This window comes from Streptomyces sp. NPDC001381, from assembly GCF_042895685.1.
Lineage (GTDB): Bacteria > Actinomycetota > Actinomycetes > Streptomycetales > Streptomycetaceae > Streptomyces.
In genome coordinates this window covers 1,319,521-1,334,981 of sequence record NZ_JBIAWO010000001.1, presented here as the reverse complement: position 1 = coordinate 1,334,981, position 15,461 = coordinate 1,319,521, and the positions used below count along the sequence as shown (strand labels likewise).

At 72.2% G+C, this 15,461-nt stretch carries 11 protein-coding genes; 7 read left to right on the top strand and 4 right to left on the bottom strand.

Annotation, left to right across the window (positions count from 1 at the left end; all coding sequences use genetic code 11):
* Positions 1-10 precede the first annotated feature (10 nt).
* From speB to ACFY2L_RS05885, 3 genes are read left to right on the top strand one after another with little or no spacing between them, the layout of a single operon-like run.
* Positions 11-979 (top strand): agmatinase, encoded by a 969-nt coding sequence (speB, locus tag ACFY2L_RS05895; protein ID WP_390660074.1) that lies wholly within the window; start codon positions 11-13, stop codon positions 977-979.
* Complete coding sequence (locus ACFY2L_RS05890) at positions 976-2,661, top strand: thiamine pyrophosphate-binding protein (RefSeq protein ID WP_390821587.1); 1,686 nt, start codon at positions 976-978, stop codon at positions 2,659-2,661. Before speB ends, ACFY2L_RS05890 begins: the two co-directional genes overlap by 4 nt.
* A gap of 14 nt (positions 2,662-2,675) precedes the next feature.
* A complete protein-coding gene (locus tag ACFY2L_RS05885; RefSeq protein ID WP_390821586.1) occupies positions 2,676-3,536 on the top strand; it encodes a GNAT family N-acetyltransferase in 861 nt (286 codons plus the stop codon).
* A gap of 118 nt (positions 3,537-3,654) precedes the next feature.
* Here ACFY2L_RS05885 and ACFY2L_RS05880 read toward each other — a convergent pair whose 3' ends face one another.
* The 4 genes from ACFY2L_RS05880 to ACFY2L_RS05865 form a co-directional block, all read right to left on the bottom strand.
* On the bottom strand, positions 3,655-4,005 hold the full coding sequence (locus ACFY2L_RS05880; protein WP_390660071.1) for a peptidase inhibitor family I36 protein: 351 nt from the start codon (positions 4,003-4,005) through the stop codon (positions 3,655-3,657).
* Positions 4,006-4,337: 332 nt separating this feature from the next.
* Positions 4,338-4,943, bottom strand: coding sequence for a hypothetical protein (locus tag ACFY2L_RS05875; RefSeq protein WP_390660070.1), 606 nt, complete (start codon positions 4,941-4,943; stop codon positions 4,338-4,340).
* Between the two features lie 150 nt (positions 4,944-5,093).
* Entirely contained in the window at positions 5,094-5,900 is an 807-nt protein-coding gene (locus ACFY2L_RS05870; RefSeq protein ID WP_390660069.1) for an endonuclease I family protein, read from the bottom strand.
* A gap of 191 nt (positions 5,901-6,091) precedes the next feature.
* Positions 6,092-8,365 carry a glycosyltransferase family 39 protein gene (locus ACFY2L_RS05865; RefSeq protein WP_390821585.1) on the bottom strand — a complete coding sequence of 758 codons (2,274 nt, stop codon included), beginning with the start codon at positions 8,363-8,365 and terminating at the stop codon, positions 6,092-6,094.
* 393 nt (positions 8,366-8,758) lie between these two features.
* Between ACFY2L_RS05865 and ACFY2L_RS05860 the strand changes: the two genes are divergently transcribed.
* The 4 genes from ACFY2L_RS05860 (at position 8,759) to ACFY2L_RS05845 (ending at position 15,027) form a co-directional block, all read left to right on the top strand.
* Positions 8,759-9,613, top strand: coding sequence for a serine hydrolase (locus ACFY2L_RS05860; protein ID WP_390660067.1), 855 nt, complete (start codon positions 8,759-8,761; stop codon positions 9,611-9,613).
* Positions 9,614-9,683: 70 nt separating this feature from the next.
* Positions 9,684-10,709 carry an esterase-like activity of phytase family protein gene (locus ACFY2L_RS05855; protein ID WP_390821584.1) on the top strand — a complete coding sequence of 342 codons (1,026 nt, stop codon included), beginning with the start codon at positions 9,684-9,686 and terminating at the stop codon, positions 10,707-10,709.
* Positions 10,710-10,804: 95 nt separating this feature from the next.
* Positions 10,805-14,524 carry an ABC transporter ATP-binding protein gene (locus tag ACFY2L_RS05850; protein WP_390821583.1) on the top strand — a complete coding sequence of 1,240 codons (3,720 nt, stop codon included), beginning with the start codon at positions 10,805-10,807 and terminating at the stop codon, positions 14,522-14,524.
* Between the two features lie 95 nt (positions 14,525-14,619).
* Complete coding sequence (locus ACFY2L_RS05845) at positions 14,620-15,027, top strand: hypothetical protein (RefSeq protein WP_390660064.1); 408 nt, start codon at positions 14,620-14,622, stop codon at positions 15,025-15,027.
* Positions 15,028-15,461: the final 434 nt, after the last annotated feature.

Here is a 15,461-nt window from a genome sequence, read left to right as displayed (position 1 = left end):
GCATAGGACCATGAGCGGCAACGAGACGCCCCGCGGCCCCGTCGACTCCTCCCGCATCCCCCGCTACGCCGGCCCCGCCACCTTCGCCCGCCTGCCCCGCCTGGACGAGGTGGGCCGCGCGGACGTCGCCGTCGTGGGCGTGCCGTTCGACTCGGGCGTCTCCTACCGTCCGGGCGCCCGCTTCGGCGGCAACGCGATCCGTGAGGCCTCCCGGCTGCTGCGCCCGTACAACCCGGCCCAGGACGCGTCCCCCTTCGCCCTCGCGCAGGTCGCGGACGCCGGCGACATCGCCGTGAACCCGTTCAACATCAACGAGGCGGTCGAGACCGTCGAGGCCGCCGCGGACGATCTGCTCGGCACCGGGGCCCGTCTGATGACCCTGGGCGGCGACCACACCATCGCGCTGCCCCTGCTGAGGTCCGTGGCGAAGAAGCACGGCCCCGTCGCCCTCCTCCACTTCGACGCCCACCTCGACACCTGGGACACCTACTTCGGCGCCGAGTACACGCACGGGACGCCGTTCCGCCGGGCGGTGGAGGAGGGCATCCTCGACACCGAGGCCCTCTCCCACGTCGGCACGCGCGGCCCCCTGTACGGCAAGCAGGACCTCACCGACGACGAGAAGATGGGCTTCGGCATCGTCACGTCGGCGGACATCTACCGGCGCGGCGCCGACGAGGTCGCCGACCAGCTGCGGCAGCGCATCGGCGACCGCCCCCTGTACATCTCCATCGACATCGACTGCCTGGACCCCGCGCACGCCCCCGGCACCGGCACGCCCGAGGCCGGCGGCATGACCTCCCGCGAGCTCCTCGAGATCCTGCGCGGCCTGGCGTCGTGCAACCTGGTCTCGGCGGACGTCGTGGAGGTGGCCCCCGCGTACGATCACGCGGAGATCACGTCGGTGGCCGCGTCGCACACCGCGTACGAACTGACCACGATCATGTCCCGTCAGATTGCCGAGGCCCGCTCGAAGTGACCCACGACCACGACCTGGTGCTCCGCCCGACGGCCGCGCAGACGGAGGCCGCGCTCAGCCCTCCTCCCGGCCGGATCGGCGGAGACCTCGTCGTGGAGACCCTGGCCGCGCTCGGCGCGACCACGGTCTTCGGCCTGCCCGGCCAGCACGCGCTGGGCATGTTCGACGCGCTGCGCCGCTCCTCCCTGCGGTACGTCGGCCTGCGGATGGAGAACAACGCGGGCTTCGCGGCGGACGCCTACGGCCGGATCACCGGGGAGGCCGCCCCCCTGTTCCTGTCGACCGGCCCCGGCGCGCTGATGTCGCTGGCGGCCCTCCAGGAGGCGGCGGCGGCCTCCGCCCCCGTCCTGGCGGTCGCGAGCCAGGTCCCGACGGCGGGCCTGGGCGGCGGCCGGCACGGCTATCTGCACGAACTGCCCGACCAGCCGGCCTCCTTCAGGGGCGTGGTGAAGTCGGTCCACACCGTCCGCACCCAGTCCCAGATCCCCTCGGCGATCGCGGAGGCCTGGACGTCGGCGCTGACCGCCCCGCACGGACCGGTGTGGGTGGAGATCCCGCAGGACGTCCTCCTGGCGGAGACGGCGATCCCGGTGGTGACGGGCGTCGACGCCTTCCCCGACGAGCTGCCGCCCCGCCCCGAACTGACCGCCGTGGCCGCCGACCTGCTCTCCCGGGCGGCCCGCCCGGCGATCATCGCGGGCGGGGGAGTCGTACGGGCGGACGCGTCGGGCAAGCTGCGGCAGCTGGCCGAGAAGCTGAGGGCCCCCGTCGTCACCACCTTCGGCGGCAAGGGCGCGTTCCCCTGGGAGCACGAGCTGTCGTTGCGGTCCTGGCTGGAGGACCGCCACACGACGGAGTTCCTGGAGGACGCGGACGTCCTGCTGGTGGTCGGCTCGGGCCTCGGTGAACTCTCCTCGAACTACCACACCTTCGCGCCGCGCGGCCGGGTCGTCCAGATCGAGGCCGACCTCGGCAAACTGGAGTCCAACCACCCGGCCCTGGGCATCCACGCGGACGCCCGCCTGGCCCTCCAGGCCCTGCTGGAGACGGTGACCCCCCGTGAGGACCCGCAGGCCCCGTCCCGCGTACGTACGCTGCTGTCCCGCGTGTCGGAACGCCTGGCCGCACAGGAACTCACCCTGGAACAGGGCCTGCTGGCGTCGATCCGGCAGGCGCTCCCGTCGGACTCCCCGTCCTTCTGGGACATGACGATCCTCTCCTACTGGGCCTGGTCGGCCTTCGACCCCGGGTCCGCGAACACCATGCACTCCGCCCAGGGCGCCGGCGGCCTCGGCTACGCCTTCCCGGCCGCCCTCGGCGCGGCCGTCGCGGACCCGGCCCGCCCGGTCCTCGCGGTCTCCGGCGACGGCGGGGCCCTCTACTCGATCGCCGAACTCGCGACGGCCAGGCAGTACGACCTCCCGGTCACCTGGCTCATCGTCGACGACGGCGGTTACGGCATCCTCCGGGAGTACATGACGGACTCCTTCGGCGCGACCACGGGGACGGAACTGACCCGGCCGGACTACGTGGCCCTCGCGGAGTCGTTCGGCGTGCCGGGAACCCTGACGTCCCCGGAGACCCTGGCGGCGGACCTGTCGAAGTCCCTGGCGTCACCGGGCCCTTCGGTGCTCGTCCTCCCGGCGCTGTTGCGGATGTTCGCGCCCACGCATCTCGGCTGAGGCATCCTGAGCGCGTGGAATGGGCTGAACTCTCGGGGGCGGACGTACCGGCCGTCGTGGACCTCGCCGTGCGGTGCGCGGCCGTCGACGGCGGGCTGCCGGTCACCGCGTCACCCGGCTTCCTAGGGAGCCGGTACGCGGGTGAGGGCGTCGTGGCCGTCGGTGTCCTCCGCGACGGCGCGCTGGTCGCGTCGGGCTCCGTCCGCGAGGCGCGGGGGGTGACGGTGGTGACCGGCCAGGTCGACCCGTCCCGGCGGGGCCGGGGGCTCGGCGGCGCGCTGCTGGACCGGCTGCTGGAGACGGGCCGGCGGCGGCCCGGCGGCCTCCGGGTGGAGACGGAGTCGCTGACGCCCGAGGCCCACGCCCTGTTCACCGCGCGGGGCCTGCGCCGCACGTTCGCGGAGGATGTCATGCGCCGCGACCTGGCAGGGGCCCTCCCCGAGGCGGTCCTCCCGGCCGGGGTCGCCGTCGAGGAGTGGGACGCCCGGAACAAGGCGGACTTCTTCGCGGCCTACCAGGCGTCGTTCGCCGACCGCCCCGGTTTCCCCGGCTGGTCCGAGGCCCGGTGGACCGAATGGACGGCCGGGGACGACGACTTCCGCCCGGGGTACTCCCTCCTGGCCCGCTCGGCCGACGGCTCGGCGGCCGGCTTCGTCACCTGCGCGCGGGACTTCCTCATCCAGGTGGGCACGGTCCCGGCCCGGCGCCACCGCGGCCTCGGCCGCGCGCTCGCCCTCGCCGCCCTGACCCGCATGCGGGCCGCCGGGGAGCCCGAGGTCTTCCTCGACGTCAACGTGAACAACCCCGCCTCCACCGCCCTCTTCGGCGGCCTGGGCTTCCGCGCCCTCGCCCGCAGGGCCCGCTACGAGCCCTGAACTCCCCGCCCGGCCAACTCGGCCGCGCACGGCCGCCGGAGGCCTGCGGGGGGCTGCCGGCCGCCGTGGTGCGGACGCCGCCCGCGACGGTTCCCCGAGGCCCCGGCCGGCGACGGCGTCAGCAGCCGCCCGCGCCCACGCCGTCGATCCGCCCGCCGAAGTCGCCCAGGTAGCGGGAGCGCCAGTCGCCGTTGAAGACGTCCCGCTTCTCGACCGGACCCCAGTTCACGAAGCAGGCGCGGGTCGAGGCGACGAAGGAGCCCACGTGGTCGTGGAGATACGGCGGCATGTCGCGGTAGCCGCTGCGGGAGGTCCACTCCCAGCTGCTGCCGCTGAAGTTCTCGCCGCTGTAGAAACAGACCGAGCCGTCGCTGCAGGAGGGGGCCGCGGCGGCGGTGGCGCTCTGGGCGGGCAGCGCGAGGGCGGTCAGGGCCAGGGCGGCGGCGAAGGACCAGGCACGAAGCTTCATCAGGATCTCCGGGAAGGGAAGGCGTGATCGACCCGGCGGAGCCGCCGGGTGCGGTCCTCATGCTTCCGGCCGGGCCGCCCGACATGCCCGGCCGGAAGATCCACGTCACCGGTGTGAGGTAACTAGGGGGTGTTTCGAAAGTCCCGCACAGCACCCGCGGCGCCCGGCACGCACCCTCGCCGCACCGGCCGAAGACCCAAGTAGCTCCGCTACGAGGGCCTTCGTCCGGCACGCCGAGGGCACGCACCGAACACCGCGGGCACCGCACAGGACTTTCGAAACACCCCCTAGTCGTTCCATAGGAAACGGCCCTGCCCGTAGCCGGGCCGCGGTCAGCCGAACCAGAAGAAGATCGTGTCGTCCGTGCGTCCCAGCTGCCGCGCCGTCTCCCACTCCTGCGCCTCGTACCGCATCAGCTCGGCGAACCTCCCCGCGGTCTCGGTGAATTCGCGGTCCAGCCGGTTCAGCACCCCCTCGTAGGCCGCCGCCAGCGCCCCCGCCCGCTGTGCCGGCAGCACGCCGATCTGCGGCAGCGCGTCGCCGGGGTGCGGCAGCCGCAGCGGCGGACCGCTGAAGAGGTAGGTCACCGGCCGGACGTCCGACGGGACCCCGTGCCGGGCGAGTTCGCTGTCCAGCGCGAAGAACCAGGACGGCCGGCGCCACACCCCGAGGTCCGTCGGGTCGGAGAAGTAGGGGGCCACGGCCTCGTGGAAGGCGTACGTGTACGAGGGGCAGAGCTCCACGCTGGGCGGGACGCCCTCGACCAGTTCCTCCAGCGCCCGGACCACCGGCACCGCCAGGCCGATGCCCTCCTCCCGCAGCCGTGCGTCGGTCTTCTCGCACCGCTCGCGCACGATGGCGAACATCCGCTCCTGCTCCTGCGTCCGCTCCACCGCCGTGAGCAGCCGGATCACGCTGCGCATGTCACCGGTGCTCATCTCCAGGCAGTAGCCCACTGGTTCGTCCTCCCCGCTCCGACGCCGGCCCTGGCGATCATCATGACCATGATCCACCACGGCGCCCATGCCGCAGGGCCCTCCCGGAAACACTCCGGGAGAGCCCTGTCGTGGGGTATGCGGTACCGCGTCCTACCAGATGGCCTCGACCCACTCGGGGTGGTCGATGAACGGGTTGCGGTTGTGCTGGTAGGTGTCGTAGATGACCTGGTTGCGCTTCTCCTCGAAGGCGCTCGGCGGGTCCTCGTCGTTCCACTGCTTGAGGACGGAGAGCTTGCCCATGTACGGGTTGCTGCCGTTGTTGACCTTCTCGTTGGGCTCCAGGTCGGCGAAGCCGTCGTCGCCGTCGTAGCGGACCGCCATGTAGAGGATCATGCGGGCCACGTCGCCCTTGTCGGCGTCGCGCGGCTCGAAGGAGTCGGAGTCGACGAGGCTGCCGCCGCCGCCCGTGACCGTGCTGCCGCCGTTGTCGAAGTCCAGGTTGCCGCGGATGCTGTTGACCTGTACGTCCGCGGGGCGCAGGTGGTGCAGGTCCGTGCCGGGACCGGTGACCTCGCCGAAGTCGCCGTGGGACTTGGCCCACACGTGCTCGCGGTTCCAGTCGCCGACGTCGCCGCCGTTGAGGGACTTGCTGCGCGAGACGCCGCTGTACAGCAGGATCACGTTGCTGCTGTTGTTCGGGTCCTGGTCGGTGACCTTCAGGGCGTTCCAGACCGCGGAGTACGAGATCTTCGTGACGTTGGCGCTGATGATCGTGTGGAGGGACGACTTCAGACTCGTACCCGTCTTGCCGACCGCGTTCTTGTAGTACGTCGAGTCGTAGGCCGTCGTGGTCGCCGCGGCGGGCGTCGCCGTGAGCGCGGGCGCGGTGAGGCCGGCCAGGACGGCAGCGGTGGCAAGCGCCACCGGCTTCCATCGGCGGATGCGTGTCGCCAGCATGTGGGGTGTCCGATCTACGCGGGTTGATTGAAGGCGGCAATCGGGAGAGTGACATGCACATGCGGTCATGGCAATGAATCTGACATGTCGATCAGATGACGGGATCCGGCAAATCGCCCCGTGTCTACGCGAGTTGACATGCCGAAACGGCCCCCGACAGGAGAGTCGGGGGCCGTGGGGGGCTGTACCGGTCAGCTCACGTCGGACGGGTCCAGACGGTAGACGGTGGAGCTGGTGGACTGGGACGAGGTGTCCGACTCCGAGGACGAGGCGTCCGACTCCGAGGACGAGCCCGACGCGGAGCTGTACTCGCTCTCCTTCACCGCCGTCCCGTTCTTCTGCACCCAGGCGGTGATCTCCTGGTTCAGGCTGCTGTTGCCGCCCATACCGCCGCCGCCGAGCTGGATGTAGTGCAACTCGCCCTTCTTCACCAGCTCCTTGAGCCTGGCGAGCGTCATCGCCTGGTCGGAGCCGGTGAAACCCCACATGGAGATGACGGGCTCGCCGGTGCTGAGGATCAGCTGGCCCGCGCTCTGCGAGTTGGACACGGCGATCAGCCACGTGGCGCCGTCCTGGTGCTTCTCCAGGTACGAGACCAGCTCGCTGTCGGCGCCGCCGTCCATGCCGCCACCGGGTGCGCCGCCGGTCCCGCCGGGTGCGCCGCCGGTCCCGCCCGGAGCCGTGCCGTTCTCGCCGCCGCCCTGCGTGCCGCCGCCGGGGAACTCCCCGTTCATGCCGCCTTGTCGGCCGTCCGGCGCACCGCTCGGAGCTCCGCCGCCCTGCGGGAGTCCGCCGCTGCCGCCGCCGGGGAACTCGCCGCCGGCCTGGCCGCCCTGCTGGGTGCCGCCCGGCATCTGGCCGCCGGGACCGCCCTCGCCGCCGCCGAAGCCGCCCCGGCCCCCGCCGGGACCGCCCATGCCGCTCCCGGTGGACGGGCCGGCGGTGGGGTTGGTGCCGCCCATGCCGCCGACGGCGGAGGAACCGAAGGCGGGCGAGGCGGCGTACGCCGTCGGACCCGCGAGGGCCGCCACGACCGCCGCGGCCACGGACACCCCGAGCAGCCGGACCCTCGTGCCGGAGCCCGCGGTCCGGAACACGAACAGGCCCGCGATCGCCAGGACCATGACCACGCCGACGGCCGGCCACAGCCAGGTGTTCCAGCCGGTGGCCCGGCGCAGCAGCACGATCGCCCAGACGCCGGTGACCGCGAGCCCCGCGGGCAGCACCCAGGACCAGCGGGCGTCGCCGCCGCGGAAGGCGCGCCACAGCAGGACGCCGCCACCCCCGCACAGCGCCGCGATGCCCGGGGCGAGCGCGGTCGTGTAGTACGGGTGCATGGTGCCCTCGGCCAGGGCGAAGGTCAGGTAGTGCAGCACCGTCCAGCCGCCCCACAGGATCAGCGCGGCGCGGGTGAGATCGGTGCGCGGGGCGCGCCCGCACCGCACCAGCCCGGCCACGAGCGCGATGCCCGCGAAGGGGATCAGCCAGGAGATCTGGCCGCCGAGGACGTCGTTGAACATCCGGCCGATGCCCGCGGTCCCGGCGAACGTGCCGCCTCCGCCGCCCCCGCCCCCGCCGTTGCCCTCGCCGCCGAGGACCCGGCCGAGGCCGTTGTAGCCCATGATCAGGTCCCAGGCGCTGCCGTCGGTCGAACCGCCGATGTAGGGGCGGTCCCCGGCGGGCACCAGCGACACGGCCGTCGCCCACCAGAAGCTGGAGACGGCCAGCGCCACGGCGGCCAGCGCCAGGTTCACGGCCTTCTTCCGCCAGCCGAGCCGGGACGCGTACACGTACACGGCGAAGACGGCCGGCAGGGCGATGTACCCCTGGAGCATCTTGGTGTTGAAGGCCAGCCCGAAGCACACCGCGGAGCCGATGAGCGGCAGCAGCCGGTCGTCACGGGTGGCGCGCAGGGCGAGGGCCGCGCCGGCCACCATCAGCAGGACGAGGACGGTGTCGGGGTTGTTGTCGCGGTTGATGGCGACCGTGATCGGCGTCAGCGCGAGCACGAGCGCCGCGATCGCGGCCGCCGCGTGCCCGAACACCCGCTTCACGGAGGAGTGCAGGATCCAGATCGTGCCCAGCGCCGCCGCGATCTGCGGCGCCATCATCTGCCAGGTGCCGAAGCCGAGGATCCGGCAGGACAGGCCCATGATCATGAGCGCGAACGGCGGCTTGTCGACGGTGATGAAGTTGCCGGCGTCGAGCGAGCCGAAGAACCACGCCTTCCAGCTCTGCGTACCGCTGTAGACCGCGGCGCTGTAGAAGCTGTTGAGGCTGCCGGAGGAGAGGTTCCAGCCGTAGAGCACCGTCGCCAGGATCATGATCGCGATCAGCGCTGGCAGCGACCAGCGCGGCGCCCTGTCCGGCGGCGGCGCGGCCGGGGCCGTCTCGGAGACGGCCGGCGGCGGCCGGTCGGGGGACGCGGGCGGGGGCGTGGGGAGTGGATCGGTGGCAGATGTCACCAGTGCACCGTGCATACGGCCGATGGGTGAGCGCTGTGCTCAGCCTGGGGGCAGCCTGTGAGTGGGTGAGAGACGGGTAAGAGCGCGGTCCCGGTGTCCACCGCCCCGGTCGACCGCGGCGGTGGGCACCGGCCGCGTCACCCCAGGAGCACTCCGCTCAGGAGGTTGGCGGGCACCTTCTTCCCGAGGAACTCGTCTCTTCCCGGCGCCTGTCCTTCGGCCGTGGCGAGGTGGTGCAGCACCCACAGCGCCGCACGCAACTGCCCTGCCGCGAAACGTCCGTTCGGTGTCCCGGTCGGCGTGCTTCATGCATGCCCGCCGCGCCGGGGCCTCACGGACGTGATCCGTGGAACGTGTGTACAACTATCGGTCGCACAGGTGAGTCAACGTGGCATGACTCACCGGACCACCAGACGCAGGAGGGGACTGGTCGCCACGGCACTCGGCACCGGAGTCCTCATAACCGGCGTGGCCGCGGCCGCACCCGCCGCCGCCACCACCCCCACCGTCAGCTGTACGTCGAACACGACCGGCCTCGCCGCCAAGTTGAAGACGGACATCACCGCCGCCCTCGCCAACCGCAAGGGCACGATCGCGGTCGGCCTCTACGACCGCAGCACCAGCACCACCTGCACCCTGCGCGCCTCGACCGCCTACGACTCCGCCAGCGTCGTCAAGGTGACCGTGCTCGCCGCGCTGCTGTGGGACGCGCAGAAGACGAACCGGGCGCTCACCAGCACCGAGAAGTCGCTCGCCACCAAGATGATCACCCAGTCGGACAACGCCTCCACCTCCACCCTGTGGCGGCAGCTCGGCATGACGAAGATCAAGGGATTCCTGGCGGCGGCCAGGATGACCCAGACCACGCCGGGCGCCAACGGCTACTGGGGCCTGACCCAGATCACCGTGACCGACGAGCAGAAGCTGCTCAAGCTGCTCACGGCGCACAACACGGTCCTCACCGACGACTCGCGCTACTACATCCGCAAGCTGATGGGGCAGGTCATCTCCTCGCAGCGCTGGGGCACCCCGTACGGCCGGCCCGCCGACGTCTCCTGGCACGTCAAGAACGGCTGGCTGTCGCGTGCCACCAACGGCTGGCGCGTGCACAGCGTCGGCACTTTCAAGGGCGGCGGCCACGACTACGTGATCACCGTCCTGACCCACGGCAACAGCACCATGGACTACGGCATCACGACCATCCAGGGCGTCGCCAAGGTCATCCACAGGGATCTCGCGGCCTCCTGACCGCATCCGGGCGGGACGGTCTTCACGAGCCGTCCCACCGGACGTCACCGGCCCGCCCTACGGTGACACCATGCGCCTGCGAACCGTACTCGCCACCTTCACCGCCGGCCTGGCGGCGGCCGCTTCCCTGACCGCCGCCGGTCCCGCGCACGCGGACACCCGGGTGGACCACGCCTGTTCCCCGGCCGTCTCGCTCGACGGTTTCTCCGACGCCCTCGACAAGACGGCCTTCGACGGCACCTTCGTCGGCAACTTCTCCGCCCTCGCCGTGGACCGGGACGGCTCCCTCGCGGCCCTCTCCGACCGCTCCTCCCTCTTCGGCCTCGACCCGGCGACCCTCGCGCCGCGGTCGGTCGTGCCGCTCGCCGACGAGAACGGCGCCCCGCTCGACAGCGAGGGCCTCGTCATCGACCGGGACGGCACCCGCCTCGTCACCTCCGAGACCGAGCCGTCCGTCCGCCGCCACAGCGCCGACGGCCGGATCCTCGACCGCCTCCCGGTCCCCTCCTCGCTCCTCGTGACCCCCGCCGGACGCGCCACCGCCAACCAGACCTTCGAGGGCCTGACCCTCCTGCCCGGCGGCCGCACCCTCCTCGCGTCGATGGAGTACGCCCTCTCCGGCGACAGCGCGGGCGTCGTCCGCTTCCAGACCTGGACCCGGACCGGGGGCGGCCGCTTCCGCCTCGCGGCCCAGTACGCCTACCGCACCGACGCCGGCCTCGGCGTCCCGGAGGTCCAGGCCCTCCCCGACGGCCGCCTGCTCGTCCTGGAGCGCGGCTTCACCTCCGGGGTCGGCAACACGGTCCGCCTCTACCTGGCCGACCCGCGGCACGCGACGGACACCACCGGCATCGAGAACCTCACCGGGCAGGACGGTGTGCGCCTGGTCGGGAAGACGCTCCTCACCGACATCGCGGCCTGCCCGTCACTGGGAGCGACCGCGAAGCAGCCCCAGCCCAACCCCGTGCTCGACAACATCGAGGGCATGGTGGTCACGGGCCACCGCCCGGGCCGTCTGAAGGTGCTGCTGGTCAGCGACGACAACCAGAACGCCGTGCAGACCACGCGCTTCTACCACCTGCGGGTGCGTGTCTGATCCCACGCCCCCGGAATGTCGCGGAGGGATGAAATCCGCTTCCGTGGGTGTTGGTGCCTTCCGGTAGAGCAGGCCGAACAGCGGAGGGCACCGGCGTGGGCGAGAAACGGGGATGGGCGCGGCGACTGGCGGGGTACGCCTGGCGGTACCCCAGGGACGTCGTCCTGGCCCTCGGCTCCTCCCTCGCCGGCATGGCCGTGATGGCGCTGGTCCCGCTGGTCACCAAGGTGATCATCGACGACGTCATCGGCGCCCACACCCGGGACATGGCCCCCTGGGCGGGCGCCCTGATCGGCGCCGCCGTCCTCGTCTACGCCTTCACCTACGTGCGCCGCTACTACGGCGGCCGGCTCGCCCTCGACGTCCAGCACGACCTGCGCACGGAGATGTTCGGGACGATCACCCGCCTCGACGGCCGCCGCCAGGACGAGCTGTCCACCGGCCAGGTCGTCGGCCGCGCCACCAGCGACCTCCAGCTGATCCAGGGCCTGCTGTTCATGCTCCCGATGACCATCGGGAACATCGCCCTCTTCGTGATCTCCCTCGTCGTGATGGCGTGGCTGTCCCTGCCGCTCACCCTGGTCGCCCTCGCGGTCGCCCCCGCCCTGTGGTGGATCGCCAGGCGCAGCCGCAGCAGGCTCCACCCCGCCACCTGGTACGCCCAGGCCCAGGCGGCGGCCGTCGCGGGCGTGGTCGACGGCGCCGTCAGCGGCGTACGCGTGGTGAAGGGCTTCGGACAGGAGGACCAGGAGACCGGGAAGCTCAGGGAGGTCGGCCGCCGGCTCTTCGCCGGACGGCTGCGCACCATCCGGCTGAACGCGAAGTACACCCCCGCCCTCCAGGCCGTCCCCGCCCTCGGCCAGGTCGCCATGCTGGCGCTGGGCGGCTGGCTCGCCGTGGGCGGCCACATCACGCTCGGCACCTTCGTCGCCTTCTCCACCTACCTCGCCCAGCTCGTCGGCCCGGTCCGGATGCTCGCCGTGGTCCTCACGGTCGGCCAGCAGGCCCGCGCCGGCACCGAACGCGTCCTGGAGCTGATCGACACCGAGCCGTCGATGACCGACGGCACCAAGGAACTGCCCGCCGACGCCCCCGCCACCGTCGAGTTCGACGACGTCTCCTTCGGCTACGACGCCGACCACCCCGTCCTGGACGGGCTGAGCTTCGAGATCCGCCCCGGCGAGACCCTCGCCGTCGTCGGCTCCTCCGGCTCCGGCAAGTCCACGGTCTCCCTGCTCCTCCCGCGCTTCTACGACGTCACCCGCGGCGCCGTCCTCGTCGGCGGCCACGACGTCCGCGAGCTCACCCTCGACTCGCTGCGGGCCGCGATCGGCCTGGTCCCCGAGGACTCCTTCCTCTTCTCCGACACGATCCGCGCCAACATCGCGTACGGCCGTCCCGACGCGACCGACGAGCAGATCGAGGCCGCCGCCCGCGCCGCGCAGGCCGACCGTTTCGTCGCCGAGCTGCCCGAGGGGTACGCCACGAAGGTCGGCGAGCACGGCCTGACCCTCTCCGGCGGCCAGCGCCAGCGCGTCGCCCTCGCCCGCGCGATCCTCACCGACCCCCGCCTGCTGGTCCTCGACGACGCCACCTCGGCCGTGGACGCGGCCGTCGAGCACGAGATCCACGAGGCGCTCAAGCAGGTCATGGAGGGCCGGACGACCCTGCTGATCGCCCACCGCCGCTCCACCCTCAACCTCGCCGACCGCATCGCCGTCCTGGACGCCGGCCGTCTCGCCGACCTCGGCACCCACGAGGAGCTCCAGGAACGCTCGGCGCTGTACCGCAGGCTGCTCACCGACCCGGACGAGCTGGGCGGCGTCTCGCCCGGCCACGCCCAGCCCGCGGCCGCCGCCGAGGACACCTCCGTACGCGACGAACTGGACGCCGAGTACGACGCCGAGCGCGGAGTCACCCCCCGGCTGTGGACCGGCGACCGTGAGCCGAAGGACACCGCCCTGACGGGCATGCCGGCCACGCCCGACCTCCTCGCCCAGGTGGAGGCGCTGCCGCCGGCCACCGACATCCCCGACGTGGACGAGGCCCGCGCGGTCACCCCCGAGGAGTCGTACGGCCTGCGCCGGCTGCTGCGCGGCTTCCGCACCCCGCTGCTGATCAGCCTCGGCCTGGTCGCCGTGGACGCCGGCATGAGCCTGTTCCTGCCGATCATGATCCGGCACGGCATCGACGACGGCGTCAGCCGTCTGGCACTGGGCGCCGTCTGGACGGCCTCGCTGCTCGCCCTGCTCGCCGTCGCCGTCCAGTGGGCGGCCCAGACGGGCGAGACCCGGATGACCGGCCGCACCGGCGAACGCGTCCTCTACTCCCTCCGCCTGAAGATCTTCGCCCAGCTCCAGCGCCTCGGGCTCGACTACTACGAGCGGGAGCTGACCGGCCGGATCATGACGAGGATGACCACGGACGTCGACGCGCTGTCGACGTTCCTGCAGACCGGCCTGGTCACGGCCTTCGTCTCCCTCGTCACCTTCTTCGGCATCATGGCCGCCCTGCTGGTGATCGACGTCCAGCTGGCGCTGGTCGTCTTCGCCACGCTCCCGCCCCTGATCGTCGCCACCTACTTCTTCCGCCGGGCGAGCGTGAAGGCGTACGAACTGGCGCGTGAGCGGGTGTCGGTGGTCAACGCCGACCTCCAGGAGTCCGTGTCCGGGCTGCGGATCGTGCAGGCCTTCCGGCGCGAGCGGGACGGCGGGGCACGCTTCGCGGAGCGCAGCGACAGCTACCGCCAGGCGCGGATCCGGGGCCAGTGGCTGATCTCGGTCTACTTCCCGTTCGTGCAGCTGCTGTCGTCGGTGGCGGCGGCGGCCGTGCTGGTCGCGGGCGCGGGACGGGTGGACGAGGCCACCCTCACGACCGGCGCGCTGGTCGCGTACCTCCTCTACATCGACCTGTTCTTCGCCCCGGTCCAGCAGCTCTCCCAGGTCTTCGACGGCTACCAGCAGGCGACGGTCTCGCTGGGCCGCATCCAGGAGCTGCTCCGTGAGCCGACGTCCACGAAGGCGGCCGACGAACCCCTCGAAGTCCGCTCCCTGCGCGGCGAGATCGCCTTCGAGGACGTGCACTTCGCGTACGGCGAGGAGGAGGAGGCGCTCACCGGGATCGACCTGCGCGTCCCCGCCGGCCAGACGGTCGCGTTCGTCGGCGAGACCGGCGCCGGCAAGTCCACGCTGGTCAAGCTGGTGGCCCGGTTCTACGACCCGACGGCGGGCCGGGTGACGGTCGACGGCACGGACCTGCGCTCCCTGGACCTCACCTCCTACCGCCACCGGCTGGGCGTGGTCCCGCAGGAGGCGTACCTGTTCCCCGGCACCGTCCGCGACGCGATCGCCTACGGCCGCCCGGACGCCACGGACGCCGAGGTCGAGGCGGCGGCGCGGGCGGTCGGCGCCCACGAGATGATCGCGACCCTCGACGGCGGCTACCTCCACGAGGTGGCCGAGCGCGGCCGCAACCTCTCCGCCGGCCAGCGCCAGCTGATCGCCCTGGCCCGGGCGGAGCTGGTCGATCCCGACGTCCTGCTCCTCGACGAGGCGACGGCGGCCCTGGACCTCGCGACGGAGGCCCAGGTCAACCAGGCCACCGACCGTCTGTCGGGCCGCCGCACGACGCTCGTCGTCGCCCACCGCCTCACCACGGCGGCCCGCGCGGACCGCGTCGTGGTCATGGACCACGGCAAGGTCGTGGAGGACGGCACGCACGACGAGCTGCTCGCGCTCGGCGGACGCTACGCCCGCCTGTGGCGGACCTTCGTCGGGGCGGCCGAGCCGGAGGAGCCGGTCGGCGCGTCGCGGTGACGGCCGCGCAACCATCCGACATATGTCGTGCGTCCGTACATCAGTACGGGAATCGCGTACGGTCACGTACGGCGCATGCGGGAGGGGTCGGGACCGTGGGGAGAGACGCGCGGGGTGTGCCGGGTGCGCTGCGGCGACGGCTGGCGGTCGTCCTGGCCGTCCTGACCGCCGCCGGGGTGCTCGCGCTCGCGGCACCGGGCGCCGCACAGGCCGCGTCCGCGCCGTGCGCGGGCCGCAAGGTGCGGACCCTGTCGTTCGCCACCGGTTCCGTGCTGGTCTACCGCAGCGGCGACTGGCTCTGCGCCTACACCGTCCAGCGCAGCCCCGGCACCGAGCGGAAGATCTCGGTCAGTCTGCAGGTGCGCGGCCATGTCGCCGTGCGCAAGACGAGGAAGCACACCCACCGGTCCGAGACGGTGCGCGTGTACACCGGACACCGCCATGTACGGGTGAAGGGCTCGGTCGGCCGGGGCGAGGGCAGCTGGAGCTGGGCCCGCTACTGAGCCCCGCCGTCGGCACTACTCCTCCGCCGGAAAAACGAAGGCGCCACGCTGCCTGCCGCAGAGGACGGCAGGCAGCGTGGCGCCCATGCAGTCACTGCTCGAGTGTCAGGGCCCATCGAACCGTGGACGAGGCCGTGATACGGACCAGTGCCTCAGCTCGGGCACGCTTGAGGGACACCTCGTTGTAGGTACTGCTGACCTCGCCTTCCACGCACTTCAGCGGAAAACTGATGTTTGCGGGCTCGAGAGCGACTTCGAGGGTTCCAGCCCCTTGACAGTTGACCTGGATGCTGAGCGGCCCGGAACTCGTTCCATGCGTCAATGCAAGAGTTGCATTGCCGTGACGTGAGGCGGTACTGATGAGCACCTCACCAGTGTTGACCGGCTTGGGGGCGGCGGTGACGGACTCCCCCTCGACATGCTCTGATCTGTTG